Here is a 19,315-nt window from a genome sequence, read left to right as displayed (position 1 = left end):
AGCCACGAATCACCTTTCCCGACAGGGGCAGCCAGGCGTTAGCCGACAAACGAATTTAACGCCCGCATCAGCACATCCACGTCGGCGGTCGTGGATTTGTAATTCGTCACGCAGAAACGGAAGGCTTTTTCACCCCGAAGCGTGACGGACGAAATCCACAAATCGCCCCCGGCATACACTTTTTCAAGGATGGTTTCGACGGAAACGGCCCCCGAGCGAATCGCCGGATGTGTGAAATTAACCACCGGCAGCGGTGTCTCGTTGACAACAATCCAGCCGTTATCAGACAGGCACTTTCGGCAATAATGCCCCAGTTCGGCCTGGTGGTCGAGCATCGCCGCCACGGCTTCGTCGCCCAGTTCGGCCAGCGTCATAAACAGTTTTAGTCCGGTAAAGCGCCGGGACCATTGCAGGGTGGTCAGGTACGGCACGGCCACATCCGCTTCGCTGGCGGGCATGTAATCCGCCCGGACGTTGAACGCGGCCCGAACGCTTTCCTGATGCGGCGTAAAGAACATGCCCGCCCCCATCGTCAGGTTGAACCACTTGTGCGCGTCGACCGTCACGGAGTCGGCGCTTTCGATGCCCCGCAGGGCCGGTTTCAACGTTTCGGAGAACGCCGCGGCTCCGGCCCAAGCCGCATCGACGTGGAACCACAGCCCGTTGGTCCGGCAGATTTCCGCCAGTTCCGGCAGCGGGTCGATGGTGCCCGTCGAGGTGACACCCGCCGTACCGACGACCAGAAACGGCTCTAATCCCGCCTGTTCGTCGGCTTTCAGAAGGGTTTTCAGCGCCGCCACGTCCATCCGCAGCGAGGCATCGACGGGCACCGGCCGCAGGGCACCCAGCCCCAACCCGACGTGCTTGACGATTTTGTCGAACGAGTTGTGCGCCAGTTCCGAGACGTACACAGCGGGGCGTTTGCTCAGGGCAAACAGGCCGTCTTCGAGCGTTTGCGGAAAATGGTGCGCCAGCGCCACCAGCACGGCGGTATGATTGGCTTCGGAGCCGCCCGACGTAAAATTCGCGGCCACCGTTTCCGTCGGAAGGCCCAGTTTCCGGGCGACGTGGTGCAGCGTATGCCGCTCGATTTCGTTGGCGGCCGGGGCGTGCGACCAGGCGGCCATCTGCGGGTTGTAGACGGCCGTGAGGGCATCGGCCACGATGGCGGGCCGGGTCGGGGCCGGGTTGAACAGGCCAAAATAGCGGGGATGCGAAATCTGCACGTTCCAGGCCCGCATCATCTGCCGGACTTCGTCGAACACGGTTTCCGCCTCCAGCGGCTGGTCGAAGGTAAAGCGGCTCAGGTGTTGCCGGAGTTCGGCGGCGGTGACGGTGGGCGATACAGAGGTCGGATTGTCAAAAAAATCCTGAATTTCGTGGCTCAGTTTGTCGAGAAGGGCGGCAGAGGTTGCGGGCTCCATAATTGCGGTTTTGATGGGCGGTCAAGGTACAAAAAATCGGGCGGGCGGCGCAACGGTTTTGCTTTATCCGCTTACTCAAAACGGGGCAATCTGCCTGTATTAACGGACGAATAATCTTACATTTGACTCATGAAAAAAGCTACCTTTCTCGCCTTTCTGCTCTCCGCGTTCACGGCCTCGGCCCAGGTTTCCGTGACCGTATCGCCCCTCGACCTGGAACTGGTTTCCCGGGTTACGGACGCCGGTCAGCCGTTGAAGCCTTCCAGCGACAAGGTCAGCAGCGGCAGCGCGGCCTTCTCGCCTTCGGTGCAGGTTTTGTTTCCAATTTCTTCCAAATGGGCGTTTTCGGCGGGATTAGGGCATTCGCGGCGCTACACGAACACAGGTTTTAACTCGGAAATAGCGGTGGTCAAACAGGCGGTCAACTCCAGCGCGCCGATTCCCGAGCGGGGAGTCCTGACCGACGTGACCACCCGCGATTATTACCTCTCCGTTCCGCTGGGACTGTATTACCGGCCGGTTTTTTCCCGGAAAGCGCGGGCCATTATCGGACTTCAAATTCGCTCCGACATCCGGACGGCGGGCCGGCAGACGGCCGATTTCCTGCCCGAACGGTTTTCCTCCGCCGAATTGAATCTGCCCGAACTGAAACGCGACGTCGAGGCATATTTTGCCGAACGGGCCACGCCCGTCCTCTTCTCGCTGGCTCCCACACTGGGCTTCGATGCCCCGCTGACCCCGCGCCTTGCGCTCGTCATGACCGGCCGGGCCATTTGGTTTGCCAACGGCCCCGACCGCGTCACGGGCGGTTTCGGCTGGGGACTCGGCGGCCAGGCAGGTCTGCGCTACCAGTTCACCCGGTAAAAAAGGGCGTTGGCTCAGTTTATGGGGAAAATGTTGAACGTTTAACGTTTAACGTTTAACGCGGTCCGCCGCTGCGGTGGCTTCGCCTCAACGCAGATTTTCACGAGGGGCAGAGCGCGTTAAACGTTAAACCTTAAACGCTACCCCCATGCGCAACATTCTCTTTCCGACCGACCTTACTGACGCGGCGCACCCGGCTCTGGACTGGGTCCGGCTGCTGGCCCGGCAATTCAAAGCGACCATCACGGTCCTGCACATCTACCAGCCGATGGTGGCCGACACCTCGCTGCCCAGCCTCAACGGCCCCGGCGTCGGAGTAGCCGCTTCGCAGGATGTGGTGGACATCAGCCGACAGACGCTCGAAACGTTTGTCAACCAGTTGCTGGCCGAGGGGCTCGTAGCGACGGGTGACTGGCGGACCGGCTCCGTCGAAAAGGAAATTCTGGACGCCGCCGCCGAGCACAATGCCGACCTGATCATCACCTCCCGCGACAACGTCAGCACCTTTTTTGACCGCCTGGCCGGGTCGGCGGCGATGGACGTGGCCCGCGACGCCGTGACCCCCGTGCTGTATGTGCCTGCGTCGGACGACAACAGAGCCGCCCGCCCCGCGCAGGTCAGCACCATCGCGTATCTGATGCAGCAGGATTCGACCCAGGCGGAGGCCTCCCGGCAGACGTCCGACATCGTGGAAGCGTTTCCGGATGCCAGCCTCCATTTTCTGACGCTCGAACAGATTGAAAGCCAGCGGCCCGATCTGGTGGTGGTGATGGATTACAAACGCGGCGGTCTGTTTTCAACGGACCCGGTGCAGCGGCTGCTTTCCCGTTCCGAAGTGCCGGTGCTGATCTATCATCCGCAGCCGAAAAACGCATAGTTCCGAATTTCGTTGTTTCTTTGCGACCTGACTAAAAACGCCCGTTTGTCACAGAATGGGCACTTTTTACGTATGACCTCGCCACAACCTGCCCGCTTATTCGACTGCCTCCGCTTCCAGGCCGAAAATCATCCGCTGCCCGACATGCTGGCGGCCAAAGACGGAGGCGGCCAGTGGAAAACCTACGCCACTTCGGACGTGCAGACGCTGACCCGGCAGTTGAGCGCCGGCCTGCTGCGGACGGGCGTTTCCTACGGCGACGGGACGCTGGAAGGACGAAGCAAAGTCGGCATCCTGAGTCGTAACCGGCCCGAATGGGTCATCGTGGACCTGGCCGTACAGCAGGCGGGCGGGGTGCTTGTGCCCATTTATCCGACGATCAATGCGGCTGAATTACAATTCGTGCTGCAGGATGCGGCCGTGACAACCGTTTTTGTGGACGATGAAGTCATGTTCCGGAAAGTGGCCGGCTTGCGCGATAAACTGCCGGAGCTGAAAGATATCTTTTCGTTTGCTCCCATCGCCGGGGCGCGGTCCTGGAACGAACTGCTCATTGACCCCACCCCCGAACTGGCCTCGCAGCTGGACGGGCTGAACCGGCTCATTCAGACCGACGAGTTGGCCACGATTCTGTACACGTCCGGCACCACCGGCACGCCGAAGGGTGTCATGCTCTCGCACCGGAACATTCTGAGCAACGTTTTCAGCAGTTTCGAACTATTCGAGGAAATCGGCATTCAGGGCAGGCGGGCCTTGAGTTTTCTCCCGCTCAACCACGCCTTCGAACGAACCGCGACGTATTGTTATATCTACTCCGGCGCTTCGATTTATTATGCCGAAAGCATGGATACCATCGGCGAAAACCTGCGGGAAGTAAAACCAACGGTGTTCACGACCGTTCCGCGGCTGCTGGAGAAGGTGTACGAAGGTATTCTGGCGAAAGGCAACAGTCTGCCGCCGGTTCAGAAAAAGCTGTTTTTCTGGGCGCTGGGCCTGGCTACGCGTTTCGAGATAAACCAGACGCAGCCCCTCGCCTACCGCCTGCAACTGGCACTGGCCGACCGCCTAATCTTCAGCAAGTGGCGGGAAGCGCTGGGCGGCAATGTCCGGGCGGTGATCACCGGCGCGGCGGCCTGTCAGGTGCGGCTGCTGCGGATTTTTGCGGCGGCTAAAGTTATCGTCATGGAAGGCTACGGCCTGACGGAAACCTCGCCGGTCATCAGCGGCAACCGCTTCGTCGAATCCGGGCGGCTGTTCGGCTCGGTCGGACCGCTGCTAAAAGACGTGGACGTGCGTTTTGCCGAAGACGGCGAAATTATGGTCAAAGGGCCGAACGTGATGATGGGCTATTACAAACGCCCCGACCTGACGGCCGAGGTCATGACGCCCGACGGCTGGCTCCGGACGGGTGACATCGGCATGATGGTCGATGCTAAATTCCTGAAAATTACCGACCGTAAAAAAGAACTCTTCAAGACGAGCGGCGGCAAGTACGTGGCCCCGCAGCCCATCGAAAACAAGATGGTGGAAAGCCGCTGGATTGAGCAGATGATGGTCGTGGGCGAAGGCCAGAAGTTCGTTTCGGCCCTGATCGTGCCTTCGTTTGCGGCCATCCGGCAGTGGTTTTCGGAGGAGAACCGGCCTTATCCCGGCGATACGGAAGTCATTAACGACGAAAGCGTTTTCAAAAAGATCAAGGAGGCCGTTCAGCAGTACAACCAGCATTTCAACCCCGTCGAGCAGATCAAAAAATTCCGGCTGCTGCCGAAGGAATGGACCATCGAAGGCGGCGAACTGACGCCCACGCTAAAGCTCAAACGCCGGGTGATTCTGGAGCGCTACGGGTCGCTGGTAGCGGGGATGTACGCCTGAGAGGACCGGTGGCACGACTGTCTCGGGGCTGCCCGGCGGTCGTGCCACCGGATGGGTTAACCGGCCTGAGGAAGTTGCCGCAGCCCGTTTATTTGCAGGACAGCCATCAAAGCCACCCAGCCAGCTACTGCGGCAATGAGCGCATAGCCCAGAAATGACAGGTTAAAAAGCTGAGGGAAAACAATAATCAGGCTTTCGACCACCCAGATCATATCGAGCGCAATGATAAACTTCACCCACCCTTTACGCAGCGGATTTCGTCTGGACTGGCTAAAAACCAACAGCGCAAAAACCAGAAGAAACATACCGACCGCCACAAAAGGCATTTGCGTCGAAGTGCCGAACAGCCCAGCTATGTAGCCCGGCAGAAAAATCAAAAGAAGGCCCGTTGCTCCTGAACTCAGCGCGTTGATTAACAGAACATTTCGTAAAGTTGCCATGGTGTTTTGTTTTAGTACTGTGCAAAACTAGACCCGACTTTCCGGACGAAATTGATAGTTTGCGACAAAATGAACGTACTGGCCTCCCATCTCAAAAATTTCACCGAATACGCGCAGGTAAGAGGCGTGGCGGTGAATCCGTTGCTAAAATCCATCGACGGACTACCGCCCGATCCCGGGAGCGATACGGCCCTGATCCGTACAAATGATTTTTACGCTGTTCTGGAAACGGTCCACGAAAAACTCGGCGATCCGCTCTGGGGAATTAAGGCGGGCAACTTTATTTCCATGAAGTTGCTCGGGTTGATTTACCAGATTTCGCTCCAGACGACCACCCTTTCTGAGGCACTGCATTATCTGGGTTCTTACCTCGCGGCCACCCTGCCCCTTGTCAGCGCGTCCATGCAGCTCACGCCCGAACGGGCGACGGTGACCCTGGAAATCCTCGATGGCAAGGCCGCCCTTAACCGCGTCATTCTGGAAAACGTTTGTACCATCATCGCCCGGGAAATCCGGATGATGTCGGAGCAGGACCCAAAGCTTTGTCTGGGCTCGCCGTTCCACGATGCCCATTATCCAACAGGCTGGTCTAAGAGCGAAGCGTTTGCCGTTTCGTTCGAGCCCGGCGTGCTGAAGGCCGGAATGCGGAGTCACGCGCGGTTGCATCTGGAGTTGCTCGTCCCACAGTATCTGAAAATGATCGAAGAGGTTAAGCCGGACAGCAGCTTCGCCAACCGCGTAAAAGTCACGATGCTCGCCCTGTCGGACCCGAAGTTACCGGACATTCGGCGGCTTTGTGAGACCCTGTGCATGACGCCCCGGACCCTGCAAAGGAGGCTGGAGGCCGAAAACGTCACGTTCCGGGAGGTGCTGGAAGTTTTGAAAAAAGATCTTTGTTCGTTTCTGCTCCGGCACGAGCAATACAGTATTGCCTCGATTTCCTATATTCTGGGCTATTCCGAACCCGCCGCCTTCCTCCACGCGTTTAAAAAATGGTTTGGCACCACCCCGGAAAGGATGCGGCATCGGTTTCGAAGCCAACCGGAGGAGCCTTTGAAAGAACTGGCGATGTAGCTCACAGACTTAAAGCCGTGGCACCGGAACGCAGGGGCGTCCCACCAGCGGATTCTTACCGAAGAATCAATCTCCTGCAAATCAAGGACTCTTTTTGCCTATCTTTAGGAATTCTTTTACGCCAGCCTTCAAGGTTGACCACTTTGGTACATGACAATACCCCGCTGTTTCTTTTTCTTCATTGCGTTACTTTTTTCCAGCGAAGGGTTTAGTCAGAAAGACACCTCCGTAACCAACGCTTCCTATACTTCGTACTTCTTTCAACCCAGCGCCCTGACGCCGCCCAAAGGCACTTTCGTTTATAACAACCATTACATTCTGGTAAACGGAATTCAATATAGTGTGACGAACCGTCTGTTGCTGGCGGGCGGCCTGTCCCTTATTCCGCTTAAACGTCCGCCTTTTTACCTGAGGGCTCAATACAGCCTTCCCCTGTCTGAAAAGCTGGCGATAGCGGCCTCTGTGACTTACTCCCAGCTTGGTTATGGGCGACGGGACAACAAGGGGTATCTATTCTTTCCTCAATTGCTGCTCACGCATGGGAACCCCAACAGCCATCTGACCCTGGGCGTCGGCACGGTGCGGGGCAAGTACCTGCTTGGCGATTTCGACACCAACTGGACCATCAATTTACCCGATCAGGTCAAGAGTACGGCGAGTGTTAGTTATAGCCGAAAAATAGTCAGAGGCTTTCATTTTATCACGCAGAATCAATACGCGGAAACGAATTCGGCAAAAAAGAATTTTTCGCAGATCATCCTGTTTACTGCGGGCGGACGGGTCGAGTTAGGGAGAAGCTCTATCAAACTTGGGCTTGCTAAATTCTTTTACCCCAAGGCCGAGCGGGTGCGGCTTTCGATCACGTATGCGTATGTTGGTTACAGTTTGACGTTTTAAGGCTAACCGGCGAGGCTCGTACCACGACTGAGGCAGGGCCACGAGTGAGTACTATTTCCGAAAGCCAGACGTCCTAAACGCGCAACGCCTCCGCCACCCGCAGGGCGCAGTAAGCAATGGCTAGTCTGGAAACGGTTGAATCAATTCCAGATGTCATTCTTTTCGGTCAGAATGATGGGCTTCCCGTCCGTCACGACAATCGTATGTTCGTGTTGTGCCATAAAGCCGCCTTTGTTGCCCACCAGTGTCCAGCCGTCGTTCAGGGTTTCGGCGTAGGTGGACGTGGTGGCGATAAAGGTTTCAATGGCCACGACGGAGTTTTTCCGGAATCTGGTCGTATTGGAACGGTCCCTGTAATTCGCGATTTCGCCCGGTTCTTCGTGCAGGCTTCGTCCGATTCCGTGGCCGGTGAGGTTTTTAATGACCTTGTAGCCCCGTTTTTTGGCTTCGGTTTCCATCAGATGCCCAATGTCCGAGATGCGCACCCCGCCTTTGATGTTGGCGATGGCTTTCTGCAAAATCTGCCGGGAAGCGTCTACGAGTTTCTGGTGCCGGTTGACGTCTTCCCCGAGGACAAACGAGCCGCCATTGTCCGACCAGAACCCATCGAGTTCGGCCGAAACATCGATATTCACCAGATCGCCCTCTTTCAGGATTCGGTTGTCGGACGGAATTCCGTGGCAAAACTCATGATTGACGCTGATGCAGGTCCAGCCCGGAAAGCCGTAGGTTACATACGGAGCGGATTTGGCACCAAAGTCCGAAAGGATGGCGGCCCCGTAACTGTCCAGCTCTTTAGTCGTCATGCCGGGCCGGGCATACTTTCGCATTTCCTTCAGGGTGTAGGCAACCGCTTCGCTGGCTTTCTGCATCCCAATCAGTTCCGCTTCTCTGGTTATTGACATAGTCGTTTATTCGTTAATGCTCATTCCCTAACGGCCCTATTGCCTGATTCGTTCTGCCCGGCGTTTGCGGCAGTCGTGGCATTCGGCGGGCTTCCATCCCGAAAGGCTGTTGGCGATCAGCAGTTATTGCGGCAAACTCTAGTTATCCGGCGTTTCCTAATCGTACCACAACGTTTGCCCGAAGGTTGTATTGACCGGTTAGATACCAGGTCAACAGGTCACCGAATGTTATGTCTGTTGTTTGCCGCTGCCAATCAGGAATTAAATTGGCTTTGTTTAGGTCAACCTTTCCACGCGTTAACCCCTTAATCAACCGAAACGTAATTACAAAAGGCAACGCCAAAAGTGTCAAAAGTGCCGCCCCAGAACCAAAAAGTTCGCCTTCTGAAAGAAAGTGTTTTGAATATTTAAACCCAGTAGCGTCCAATTTATATTTAGCGACGAACTTTTCAAGGAGTTCATAATTATCGTCCCCTGCACAGCCTAAATCATCTTCAATTTTAGTGTTCAACGAAGACACCTCGTCGCCAGCTTCTTTTTCAATAAACGACTTTACCTCGATGTAGGCTGATCGTAAGGTTTTAAAGTCGGTGTAAAATATGGTTTGTGTCATAAAGATCATATCACGAACAGAATATTGGCGTTGTTTAGAAGATTAAGGAACCTCCCGGTCGGTGAAAATTTTCGTTTTTGTAACCAAGACAAGGTCAAGGTCGGAGAATTAGTCAAGTTCGTTGGTCAGCCAGGAGCCAGCCACGGACAGGCCGATAACCGTTGGGTCTTCCGCCAAAACCCGTCTGGCCCGCTCTGCGAATTGGTGGTGAATCATGGTAGAGCGAGGGCTGGCTTACCAAAGAAAGTTTATTTGTGAATTGCTATATCATGGGCTTATTGTTTTTTTCACTATCTGAAAATAAATAACAGATAGCCAATTTAATATTATGTCATTTAATAAAACAAAACACTGATCAATTTCGGCTAATTCACCAGAGCTAAAGTTGTCGTTAAAATCTCCCGTCAATAAATGAAAGTATCTATTCCTTAAATCAATTATAAGACTAGTTAAGCCTTTTCTTGATATTACAATTTCTATGTTTGGTGTTGCAGACTTAACGTCAATATTCGAATTGGCATCGCATAACCTTTTTAGTGCATCGAAGTACTGTTTTTGTAGCTCGGGCTTAGGAGCTGTAATTTTTATTGGTAAAGTCTGGTCTAGTCGTAAATCGCTTGCAAATAAATGATCATGTACAAATTTTTTAAAAAAAGGTCTCTCCCCATCAGCCTTTGAAAAATATTCTTTTAAGCTTATAAACGTCTTTTCATAACTTGTAGACTTAGATGCATAAAATAAAGGAAAACAGTAAGAGATTAACTCAAATGAACGGTATAAGTGCAAGAATGCAGTCGCATGAGATTTCTTTTGAGTTTGATAAAAATAATTACTCAGTTCAAGTAATAAGTTTTTAAATAGATTACGATTCCCAAACTTGAAACACTCTTTATAGTAGTTGAAAACTTTTGCTTCACTAATTCCATCTATTGAGAATACATTAAGTATTACCGTTGCGGATATTCTTTGATTTGGCCTAAAGTCAAATAATGTGTAGTTGTTCCTTTGATTTATTAATATACCTGTTGTATTATTTTTAAGGTCTAATGTACCTGAGAGTAAACGTAAAAGTAAAACTTCGGAATTCTGCTTCGGCTTAACATGTAAAATTGGTGACAATGCGGAATGAGACCTTGGCGGCAAGCACTCCTTGAACGAAAAGGGTTCGAATGCTGTCATATCAATCGACTTGCGATAAAATGTCAACTAAATCTAAAACATCAGTATTACTAAGTTCACCATAATTCTTTATAAAATAGCTTACTAAGTTCCTACGAATTCTGCCAACTTTTATTTTCGAAAAATTGAAAGATTCAAAAGCCTGCTCGAATAGACGAACGGAGTCATTAAACGACTCTGTTTTAGTTGAATTTATGACTTGATAATTTGACTTTATCCCTACACAGAACCCAATAAAATTATTTGCGTTTTTGAACCACTTGAACAATCTATCATTTGTACTAAATCTATTAATAATACCAACTATATCTGAGAATTCAAGTTCATCTTCGGTAATATTTGAATCAAGAATTTTATCAGCAATTAGCTCATCCAGCTTTTCCTCAATGATTTTTTGGTTTTCTATGTTTGTTGAGTTGGCTAAAAATCCTAAATATCCTTTTATAAAATCACTTTTATTAAATGCCACTTTTATTTTTAACCTTTTAGCTTCACGTTCTGTAAATATTGGCATTTCCGAGCCTTCAAATTCAAATAAATTAGCTGTCAATATTTCAATTTGATGACGTGCAGACATTGGTTTTTGGCCATTATTAAGCGTAATCATTCGATAAAGCAAATTGTCCATTGAAGAACATATTACTATATTCAAATAAAGGTTTCTGTTTAAATCCAATTCGCCATCATATTTTTTAAAGGTTCGCTGCAATGTGTTTAGCCTTTGGATACCATCAAGTATAAATCCTTCCTTTATATTCTCTTCGAAATATATCGAAAAGGCCTTACTATCCTCAATGTTTATGGCATTCTGGTCGATAAAAGCAAGTGTTAAAGGCGGCATAATGCAACCTTTCACCAAGTCCCTTTCAAGTCGGCTATAGAATTTGCTATCCTGGATATTTCTTTGAATATCCAGACGGTCTATTAATGGGACGAGATAATTTAGTGCATATCTATAATTTGTTACCGCAGTAACATACCTGCTTTTAATTACTTTGTCGTAGTCAATTGTATGTATGTACATAATTCTGAAATGTTTTTTACTTGCTGCAACTCATAAATAGCCGAAAGTTTTGACAAAATAACAACTACCCGGCCAAAAGTAAAATCAGCTTCTGTTAAAGCCGCCGAATTTTAATTAATATCCTATAAATCAATAAATTAAGATAAACCACAAACCCTTCAACGGCTTTTATCAACCCAAACATGCCCCAACCTCTTCCCCAATAAAAACGCCGGACAACGGCCCGGCGCTTTTACCAATCAAAACCCAAAATAGAGTGTCTTATGCCTTCACCTCGACCAGCGCACCGGCCTTGATTTCCTCCACCACCGCCGGGTCGAGCAGCGTTGTGGTGTCGCCGAGGTTGGAGGTGTCGCCTTCGGCGATTTTGCGGAGAATGCGGCGCATGATCTTGCCCGAACGGGTCTTCGGCAGACCACTGACGAACTGAATCTTGTCCGGCTTGGCAATCGGCCCGATGATGCGGCTGACGGTCGCCAGAATGTCGCGGCGCACCAGATCTACGTCGTGGTCAGTATCGTTTTCGGCAATGACGTAGGCGTAGATGCCCTGCCCCTTGATGTCGTGCGGGTAGCCCACCACGGCGCTTTCGATCACGCCCGTGTGCATGTTGATGGCGTTTTCGACCTCCGCCGTACCGATGCGGTGGCCGGATACGTTCAGCACGTCGTCCACGCGGCCGGTGATGCGGTAGTAGCCGTCCTCGTCGCGCAGACAGCCGTCGCCGGTGAAATACAGGCCCGGATAGGCGCTGAAATACGTCTGGCGGCAGCGTTCGTGGTCGCCGTAGGTCGTGCGCAGAATGCCCGGCCAGGGGAATTTCATGCAGAGGTTGCCGCTGACGCCATTGCCCTCGATTTCTTTCCCGGCCTCGTCCACCAGCAGCGGCTGCACGCCCGGCAGCGGCAGGGTCGCGTAGCCCGGTTTGGTTTTGGTGATACCCGCAATCGGCGTGATGAGCATGCCGCCGGTCTCGGTCTGCCACCAGGTATCGACAATCGGGCAGCGGTTTTTGCCGATGTTGTCGTCGTACCAGTGCCAGGCTTCTTCGTTGATCGGTTCGCCAACGGAGCCTAATATACGCAGGCTGCTCAGGTCGTGGCCTTTCACGTAATCCAGCCCAAAGCCCATCAGCGAACGGATGGCCGTGGGGGCCGTGTAGAGAATATTGACTTTATGCTTGTCGACAATGTCCCAGAACCGCCCGGCATCCGGCCAGGTCGGAACGCCCTCGAACATCAGCGAAGTGGCTCCCGACGCCAGCGGGCCGTAGAGGATGTAGCTGTGACCGGTAATCCAGCCGATGTCGGCCGTGCAGAAATGCACGTCGCCCGGTTCGTACTGGAACACGTTCTGGAAGGTATAGGCCGTATAGACCATGTAGCCGCCGCAGGTATGCACCACGCCCTTTGGTTTGCCCGTCGAGCCGGAGGTGTAGAGGATGAACAGCATGTCTTCGGCGTCCATTTCCTCCGCCTCGCATTCGGCGGTCACCTGCTTCATTTCGGTTTCCCACCACACGTCGCGGCCTTTCAGCATGGCCACGGCGGTACGGGTATGGGTCAGCACGATGACCTTCTTCACCGACGGACAACCGATCAGGGCGTCATCGACGGTGTCTTTCATCGGAATCTGCTTGTTGCCGCGGTTGGCCCCGTCGGAGGTGATGACCACCGAACACTGCGCGTCGTTGATGCGGTCGGCAATCGACTGGGCCGAGAAACCGCCAAAGACCACCGAGTGAATGGCACCAATCCGGGCGCAGGCCAGCACGGCGACGGCCAGTTCGGGCACCATCGGCATATAGATGCAAACCCGGTCGCCTTTCTTCACCCCGTTGCGTTTGAGCACGTTGGCAAAGCGGCAGACCTGGTCGTACAGCATCCGGTAGGTCAGCGTGACGGTCGGCTCGGTGGGGTCGTTGGGTTCCCAGATAATGGCGGGCTGGTCGGCTTTGTCTTTCAGGTGACGATCGAGGCAGTTTTCGGTGATGTTCAGTTTTCCGCCGATGAACCATTTTACGTTCGGTTCCTCGAAATTCCACTGAAGAACGCGCTTCCAGGGTTTCCGCCACTGAAATTCCTGCGCTATTTCGGCCCAAAAGCCTTCAGGATCTTCTACGCTGTGACGGTAGGCTTCCTGATACTGGTCAAAGGTTCGGATTCTCATAATTCAACACGGTAAAGGAATAATGATAAACGGATGGTTAAAGGTAGAAAGGTTTTAGGGAAAAGTAGGGATATACGCAGAAAACTTTGCTAAAATGATATAGTTTCTTCGAAGAAGAACAAGGCTTCTATGCTTGAGTGCGCAAAAAACAAAAACCGCCGTCTTCTCAATGGAAATACGGCGGTTCCGAATTATCAACAATCCACTAAAGTGGGCTCTTAAAGCTTATTTGATCAGCACCAGCCGCTGGACAAGTCGGTGGGTCTGCGTCTGCCACTGCACCAGGTAAACACCGGCGGGGGCCTGGCTCAGATCGGGCGTATACTCGTTCTCCCCGACCTGCGACGACACCATCTGGCTGTAGACCGGCACACCGGCCTGATCGACAATGCTCAGCCTCGCCTCCCCGCCTTCGCTGGCAACGACCCGGATGCGCACCGGGCCGTTACTCGGGTTCGGGCTGACGGTCATCCGGCTCCCCCCGGGCAGTTCCGCCGAAGCCGAGGCTATCCGCGCCCCGCTGTTGGGCGTTTCGAAGCGGACGTTATCGAGGTGGATCAGGTTGGCCCCGGAAGCCCCCGACTGCACGACCAGCCGTTTGATTTTAGCCGGATTGCCCAGCTGCGGCATCGTAATGACGACCTCCTGCCAGGTGTTCGGCGTCGGGACGAAGGAAACCGTCCGGCTCATCTGGCTTTCGTTTTCGGCATAAGTCATCACGTTGAGGGTCTTGTTGGTGGTGGCGTACAGCCAGAACCGAACCGTGGTCTGCGGCGTCGGCGTGAAGTGGCTGTTGCGAATGATCGACCAGCCGCCCCAGCCGCCGCTGTAACTCAGCGCCAGCGCCTTCTGCCCCGCTTTAACCGGGTTGGTGCTGTTGTAATTGGCACTCAGCGACCACGACCACTCCTGCCAGCCGGTATTGAAGGCATCGTCGTAAATCATTTCGACCGCCGAGGAATTCGGGCAGGCGGTGGTCGTGGCGCTCAGGGGCACACTCTGCACAGTCCGGGTGCCGGTCGCTTCCTTCGCTATCACGTTAAAAGCGTAAGCCGTTCCGCAGGTCAGGCCCGTCACGTCCAGCGAAGTTCCGGTGACGTTCCCGTTTAGCAGCGTTCCGTTGCGGTACACGTCGTAGCTGGCCGCGCTGATTTCCGCCGGAGCCGTCCAGTTCAGGCGCAGGCCCGTGGCCGTGACGTTGCTGGCCGATACGCCGAAAGACGGTTCGAGGCGCAGGTTATCGAGATAAATCTGGTTGGTTCCGGACGCCTGCGACTGCACGGTGATGCGCCTGATCCGGGCCGGATTGCCCAGTTGTGCCATCGTAATGACCACTTCCTGCCAGGTGTTCGGCGTGGGCACGAAGGAGACCGCCGGGCTCTGCTGGCTTTCGTTTTCGGCATTGGTGTACACCCCAATCGTTTTATTGGTCGTGGCATAAATCCAGAACCGAACGACCGTCTGCGGTGTCGTGACGAAGTGCGTGTTGCGGATCACCGACCAGCCGCCCCAGCCGTCGGTATAAGTGATCGCCAGCGCGTGCTGCCCCGCTTTGACCGGATTTGTGGCCGAATAATTCCGCTCTACCGACCACGACCATTCCTGCCAGCCGGTATTCAGCGCCTCGTCGTACACCAGGTCCGTGCCGGTGGGCGGGCATCCGGCGGTGGTGGCGCTCGCCGCCGCACTCTGGGCCGATTTGTTGCCCGCCGCGTCTCTGGCCAGTACGGTGAACGTGTAGGCCGTCCCGCAGGTCAGGTTGCCGATGTTCAACGTGGTGCCGGTGACATTGCCGTTCAGCAGCGTGCCGTTCCCGTACACTTCGTAGGCGGTCACGCCCACGTTGTCCGTCGAAGCCGTCCAGTTCAGGGTCAGGCCGTTGGCCGTGACGTTGCTCGCCGCAAGGTTCGTCGGTACGGTCGGAGCCTCGTTATCCACGCAGGTCAGCGTGGTGACGCTCAGGCCCATACTGGCAGGAGACACGTTTCCGGCGGCATCTTTGGCTTTTACGGTAAAAGTATAGGCCGTATTACAACTTAGCCCTGAAAGGTAAAGCGACGTTCCGTTGACCGTGCCGTTGACCAGCGTTGTCCCCTGATACACCTCGTAGGCCGTCACGCCAACGTTATCGCCTGAAGCCGTCCAGCTCAGAGTTAGGCCGCTGGCGGTGACATTGGTCGCCGTCAGGTTCGTCGGAACGCTTGGGGCCTGCGTATCATTGGTCGGACAGTAAGGCGTCGTAACGTAAATAGCGGGCGTATTCGGCGACCCGTTTCCGGCGGCGTCTTTGGCCCGAACCGCAAAATTATAGGTCGTCGTGCAGGTGAGGCCCGTCACGTCCAGCGAAGTGCCCGTCACGTTACCGTTTAACAGGGTGCCGTTGCGGTAAACTTCATAAGCCGCCACGCCGATGTTGTCTGTCGAAGCCGTCCAGGAGAGTTTCAGGCTGTTGCCGGTCACGTCGGAGGCCATTAGGTTTCCGGGCGTGGTCGGGGCCTGGGTGTCGGGGGTGCTGGCTCCGGCGATCAGACGCAGGTCGTCGATCACGAAGCTCTGCGGACCGCCCGAGCCATCCATGATGTTGATCCGCTGAATCTGCGACGGACTACCCCACTCGCTCCACGGAATCCGGACCAGCGTCCAGGTGTTCGGCTCGGCCGAAATCCGGTAGGAGTTCGACGGTTCGGCCGTTTCGGTGGTGTTCACCGTGACGCGCACGGCCTTTTCCGAACCGTAAAACCAGAACTGCACACCGCCGGGATAATTGGCCGTTTGCAGAATCTCGCTGTTACGCAGACTCAGCGCCCCCCAGGCGGCGGTCACGTCCACTTTCAGGGACTTTTCGCCCATCTTCACGGGGTCGGTGTTCGCGGTGTTGCTGGTGCTGCCCCACGACCAGTTTTGCAGCGTGTGCCGCAGCGCATCGCCGTAAAGAATATAATCGTTCGGACTGGGCGCGGGCGTGCTGACGTTCACGGCATTGCTCGCCGCCGAGCGGTTGGCCGAGAAGTCGATGGCTTTTACCGTAAAGACGTAATCCGTGCCCGGTGCCAGTGTCTCGATGCTGATGAACGTCTGCGGCGTTTCGGCCGCTTTTGTGCCGTCGCGGTAGATTTCGTAGGCGGTCACCGCCCGGTTGTCCACCGAAGCGTTCCAGCTCAGTTTCACCGAATAGGGTGAAAGGTCCGAAGCCACCAGATTCGACGGGGCCGTGGGCGCCTCGGTATCGGTCGGGTCGGTGGTCGGCGTCATCAGTCGGCTCAGCAGGGCGATGTACGGAGCCTGGTTGTAGATGGCGACTTCGGTGAAAATCCACGAATTTTCCGGAAAACCGGTGTTCCAGTCGCGGTAACGCTTCTGCAACGGCTCGTTTCGGATGTCGCCGACCGTTCCGTCGTACTGGTCCATGTGGTTGGGGCCGCCCGTGAGGTAGCCGGGGGCCGGACCGCGGGGCGAGGTCAGGGCGTTGTCCCATTCGGTGCCGTGGGCAAACCAGGTGTGGTAGATTTCGTTCTGCGAATTATCGGCCCCAAAGGCGTACATGTTCGACAGCATCACCTTCCCCTGGGCGTTCACGCCGTGGAACCAGTGCAGGTATTCGGCCGCTACTTCTTTGTACAGCGCCTTGTTCGACGGGTTGATGTTGAAATCCGCAAAGTCCATGTTCAGCATCCCGGCATTTCCGCGGACCTGGTTGCTGCCCCAGTGGTATTGCGCGTCGGCCATGTAAGCCCGGTAGAGGTCGTTGCGGGCGTTGTAATCGTTGATCGACAGCACGCCGTTGTTCTGGGCTTTCCGACTGCGAATCAGCGAGGCGACAGAAGGCGTAGCGGCCGGGTTGGCGGCGTAACGCAGCAGCGCCGTGTGAACGTGCATCAGGTACGGTCCCCACCACTCGTTGGCAATGGGGTCGATGCGGCTGTGGTAGTCATCCACAAACGTCCGGTACTCGGCCTTGCCCGTCGCCTCGAACAGGTAAATCGCCGCCACCACCGCCGACTGCAACTGGATGCTGGCGGGTTTGTCCGAATCGCCGGATTTGATGTCGCCGTCGTCGCAGGCTGTCTGGAAGGTCGTGAACCCGTTCGTCGTTTCGCGGCCACGGGCAAAAGCGCGTTCGGCGCGGGCGATGAGGTCCTGGGCGTAGGCATTCAGGGCCGGAATATTCCGGTACACCGCTCCGCCGACGGCAAACATGGCCGCGCCAGAGAGCGTCGAGGAAGTGCATTCGGGCAGGTAGTAGCGGGGCCGCCGGTCGGCGCTGGGCGGGTTGGTTTCGTTGTAATTGTCCACCCCGACTTTCAGGAACAGTCCGCCCGTGCCGGTGGCGTCCTGCATGCGCTTCATGAAGTCGAGTTCCCATTTCACCTCGTCCAGAATGTCGGGAATACCGTTTCCGGATTCGGGAATGTTGAAATTATCCGTAAAAACGGACGGGTTCAGGCGGTACGATTCGAGCAGAATGACGACGGGCTCCTCGGCAAACGTCACGTATTTGTTCATGTCACCGGCATCCATCCAGCCGCCGTGCAGGTCTTTGGCCGTGCGGGGGTCGGTCTTGGCAAAGCGGCTCCGGGCTGCGCGGTCCTGCTCCGGGCCTTCGTGCGTGGCGGCGTCGGCCCATTTGGGGTCGGTGAACGGCGGCTGCTTGGCAAAATTAATCCGCTGGTAGAAATACGTCCGGACGGCGGCTTTCAGCACTTCGTTGTAAACAGCATCGCCAATCTCGAAACGGTAGGAACCGACGTTGTTACCCACATCAAAAATGTAGTACGAACCGGGCGTGTTAACCGTCGAAAAGTCGAACCACCAGCCCTTGTCGCCCGACTGGGTCTGCGTGACGCCGTCTTTCCACGCCTGGATCGTCCCGCTGAACACCACCGCATCGTCGGTCCAGCGGCGGACCTGGTACTGGTTGGCACCCGTACTCGCCTGAAACGGCCGGTTGGCGTTGGAACCGACCTGCGGGTTGATGATGACCGCCACTTTCCGGGCGTTCTGCAAATACCCGAACTGGTCGATCCGGATGGCTTCCGTGGTGGTGGGTGGGGCGGCCAGGCTTCTGAACGCCATCAGCAGCCAGACCAGAGTCCATAGAATTTGTTGTTTCATAAAAAATAAAATCCCCCGCTCCCCTCCGGGGTGTTTACAGGGTACAGCACGCTTTTCGGGGAATAAAAGACGCCGCAAGCTACCGCTCACCCGCACGGATGAGTACGCATTCATGCATGAACCGATAGAAAGCAGGGGCGAATTGGCGGAAAAACGGGCTGAATCGGTGGAGCGAAAAAGTTGGTTGCTCGTGGATTTTTCGTTTTGTTTCTCGCAGATTTACGCTGATTTTGGACGCAGATTTACGGTTCGCCGCTGCGACGTAGAAAAAATGAAATCAGCGAAAATCTGCGAGAAATATACCCATGACACACCCTAAAGTCTCTGTCTTTATCGGCCTGAGCCAGGATGGCTTCATTGCCCGCCCGAACGGCGAAATCGACTGGCTGACGGACGAACGCTACGCTCTGCCCGGAGAGGATTTTGGCTATCAGACCTTTTATGATTCCATCGACACGCTGGTGACCGGGCGGATGACGTTCGAGAAAGTGCTGACGTTCGACGCCTGGCCCTACGAAGGCAAGCGGGTGATCGTTCTGAGCAGCACGGGCATCGAGCCCCCGGAAGCGTTGCGGGAAAAGGTAACGGTGCTGGCTATGCCCCCGGCCGAGCTATTGAAGACCGTCGCCGAACAGGGCGGTCGGCATATCTATATCGACGGCGGAGTGACCATCCAGCGGTTTCTGCGCGATGGTCTGGTCGATTCGCTGACGCTCACCCGGCTGCCGGTCCTGCTGGGCGAAGGGCTGCCGCTGTTTGGTCCGCTGGGGTCGGACGTGCATCTGCGGCATACCGAAACCAGAACCTTCGCCAACGGGATGGTGCAGAGCCGCTACGAAGTGCTGCGGGGCTAACGAAAGCCTGA

14 protein-coding genes are annotated in these 19,315 nt (G+C 55.0%); 6 read left to right on the top strand and 8 right to left on the bottom strand.

From position 1 onward, the window contains the following. Positions 1-38: 38 nt before the first annotated feature. The gene (locus ORG26_RS21110; protein ID WP_266365361.1) at positions 39-1,424 is read right to left on the bottom strand and encodes a pyridoxal phosphate-dependent decarboxylase family protein; all 1,386 of its coding nucleotides are present in this window, start codon (positions 1,422-1,424) and stop codon (positions 39-41) included. 129 nt (positions 1,425-1,553) lie between these two features. Between ORG26_RS21110 and ORG26_RS21105 the strand changes: the two genes are divergently transcribed. From ORG26_RS21105 to ORG26_RS21095, 3 genes are all read left to right on the top strand, one after another. Next, the gene (locus ORG26_RS21105) at positions 1,554-2,288 is read left to right on the top strand and encodes a porin family protein (RefSeq protein ID WP_266365359.1); all 735 of its coding nucleotides are present in this window, start codon (positions 1,554-1,556) and stop codon (positions 2,286-2,288) included. Between the two features lie 148 nt (positions 2,289-2,436). Next, positions 2,437-3,165 carry a universal stress protein gene (locus tag ORG26_RS21100; RefSeq protein ID WP_266365357.1) on the top strand — a complete coding sequence of 243 codons (729 nt, stop codon included), beginning with the start codon at positions 2,437-2,439 and terminating at the stop codon, positions 3,163-3,165. A 72-nt stretch (positions 3,166-3,237) separates the two neighbouring features. Further along, positions 3,238-5,037: an AMP-dependent synthetase/ligase gene (locus ORG26_RS21095; RefSeq protein WP_266365355.1), complete on the top strand. Its 1,800-nt coding sequence runs from the start codon at positions 3,238-3,240 to the stop codon at positions 5,035-5,037. A gap of 56 nt (positions 5,038-5,093) precedes the next feature. Here ORG26_RS21095 and ORG26_RS21090 read toward each other — a convergent pair whose 3' ends face one another. Then, positions 5,094-5,477: a hypothetical protein gene (locus ORG26_RS21090; protein ID WP_266365353.1), complete on the bottom strand. Its 384-nt coding sequence runs from the start codon at positions 5,475-5,477 to the stop codon at positions 5,094-5,096. 69 nt (positions 5,478-5,546) lie between these two features. On the opposite strand from ORG26_RS21090, the gene ORG26_RS21085 reads away from it, so the two are divergent. Both ORG26_RS21085 and ORG26_RS21080 read left to right on the top strand, forming a co-directional pair. Next, positions 5,547-6,551: an AraC family transcriptional regulator gene (locus ORG26_RS21085; protein WP_266365351.1), complete on the top strand. Its 1,005-nt coding sequence runs from the start codon at positions 5,547-5,549 to the stop codon at positions 6,549-6,551. Between the two features lie 150 nt (positions 6,552-6,701). Then, positions 6,702-7,448 carry a hypothetical protein gene (locus ORG26_RS21080; protein WP_266365349.1) on the top strand — a complete coding sequence of 249 codons (747 nt, stop codon included), beginning with the start codon at positions 6,702-6,704 and terminating at the stop codon, positions 7,446-7,448. Between the two features lie 140 nt (positions 7,449-7,588). On the opposite strand, the gene map is transcribed toward ORG26_RS21080, so the two are convergent. From map to ORG26_RS23560, 6 genes are all read right to left on the bottom strand, one after another. After that, complete coding sequence (gene map / locus ORG26_RS21075) at positions 7,589-8,353, bottom strand: type I methionyl aminopeptidase (protein WP_266365347.1); 765 nt, start codon at positions 8,351-8,353, stop codon at positions 7,589-7,591. A gap of 142 nt (positions 8,354-8,495) precedes the next feature. Then, positions 8,496-8,966, bottom strand: coding sequence for a DUF1493 family protein (locus ORG26_RS21070; protein ID WP_266365345.1), 471 nt, complete (start codon positions 8,964-8,966; stop codon positions 8,496-8,498). A 267-nt stretch (positions 8,967-9,233) separates the two neighbouring features. Then, positions 9,234-10,145, bottom strand: coding sequence for a hypothetical protein (locus ORG26_RS21065; RefSeq protein ID WP_266365343.1), 912 nt, complete (start codon positions 10,143-10,145; stop codon positions 9,234-9,236). Between the two features lies 1 nt (position 10,146). Continuing rightward, a complete protein-coding gene (locus tag ORG26_RS21060; protein WP_266365341.1) occupies positions 10,147-11,169 on the bottom strand; it encodes a hypothetical protein in 1,023 nt (340 codons plus the stop codon). A 261-nt stretch (positions 11,170-11,430) separates the two neighbouring features. Beyond that, entirely contained in the window at positions 11,431-13,338 is a 1,908-nt protein-coding gene (acs, locus tag ORG26_RS21055; protein WP_266365339.1) for an acetate--CoA ligase, read from the bottom strand. Between the two features lie 225 nt (positions 13,339-13,563). Further along, positions 13,564-18,450 (bottom strand): fibronectin type III domain-containing protein, encoded by a 4,887-nt coding sequence (locus ORG26_RS23560; RefSeq protein ID WP_323134307.1) that lies wholly within the window; start codon positions 18,448-18,450, stop codon positions 13,564-13,566. A gap of 305 nt (positions 18,451-18,755) precedes the next feature. Here ORG26_RS23560 and ORG26_RS21035 point away from each other — a divergent pair, with 305 nt between their 5' ends. Further along, on the top strand, positions 18,756-19,304 hold the full coding sequence (locus tag ORG26_RS21035) for a dihydrofolate reductase family protein (RefSeq protein ID WP_266365337.1): 549 nt from the start codon (positions 18,756-18,758) through the stop codon (positions 19,302-19,304). Positions 19,305-19,315: the final 11 nt, after the last annotated feature.

Origin of the sequence: Tellurirhabdus rosea (genome assembly GCF_026278345.1) — a bacterium.
In the GTDB taxonomy this organism is placed as follows: Bacteria; Bacteroidota; Bacteroidia; order Cytophagales; family Spirosomataceae; genus Tellurirhabdus; species Tellurirhabdus rosea.
The sequence above is the reverse complement of the archived record's forward strand: the minus strand, read 5'-3'. Positions and strand labels throughout refer to the sequence as shown.

Excerpts from the sequence above, each read along its gene's own strand:
- map (WP_266365347.1), bottom strand. The coding sequence starts at position 8,353 with ATGTCAATAACCAGAGAAGCGGAACTGATTGGGATGCAGAAAGCCAGC.
- ORG26_RS21105 (WP_266365359.1), top strand. The coding sequence starts at position 1,554 with ATGAAAAAAGCTACCTTTCTCGCCTTTCTGCTCTCCGCGTTCACGGCC.
- ORG26_RS23560 (WP_323134307.1), bottom strand. The coding sequence starts at position 18,450 with ATGAAACAACAAATTCTATGGACTCTGGTCTGGCTGCTGATGGCGTTC.
- ORG26_RS21090 (WP_266365353.1), bottom strand. The coding sequence starts at position 5,477 with ATGGCAACTTTACGAAATGTTCTGTTAATCAACGCGCTGAGTTCAGGA.
- ORG26_RS21060 (WP_266365341.1), bottom strand. The coding sequence starts at position 11,169 with ATGTACATACATACAATTGACTACGACAAAGTAATTAAAAGCAGGTAT.
- ORG26_RS21035 (WP_266365337.1), top strand. The coding sequence starts at position 18,756 with ATGACACACCCTAAAGTCTCTGTCTTTATCGGCCTGAGCCAGGATGGC.
- acs (WP_266365339.1), bottom strand. The coding sequence starts at position 13,338 with ATGAGAATCCGAACCTTTGACCAGTATCAGGAAGCCTACCGTCACAGC.
- ORG26_RS21095 (WP_266365355.1), top strand. The coding sequence starts at position 3,238 with ATGACCTCGCCACAACCTGCCCGCTTATTCGACTGCCTCCGCTTCCAG.
- ORG26_RS21085 (WP_266365351.1), top strand. The coding sequence starts at position 5,547 with ATGAACGTACTGGCCTCCCATCTCAAAAATTTCACCGAATACGCGCAG.
- ORG26_RS21070 (WP_266365345.1), bottom strand. The coding sequence starts at position 8,966 with ATGACACAAACCATATTTTACACCGACTTTAAAACCTTACGATCAGCC.
- ORG26_RS21065 (WP_266365343.1), bottom strand. The coding sequence starts at position 10,145 with ATGACAGCATTCGAACCCTTTTCGTTCAAGGAGTGCTTGCCGCCAAGG.
- ORG26_RS21080 (WP_266365349.1), top strand. The coding sequence starts at position 6,702 with ATGACAATACCCCGCTGTTTCTTTTTCTTCATTGCGTTACTTTTTTCC.
- ORG26_RS21110 (WP_266365361.1), bottom strand. The coding sequence starts at position 1,424 with ATGGAGCCCGCAACCTCTGCCGCCCTTCTCGACAAACTGAGCCACGAA.
- ORG26_RS21100 (WP_266365357.1), top strand. The coding sequence starts at position 2,437 with ATGCGCAACATTCTCTTTCCGACCGACCTTACTGACGCGGCGCACCCG.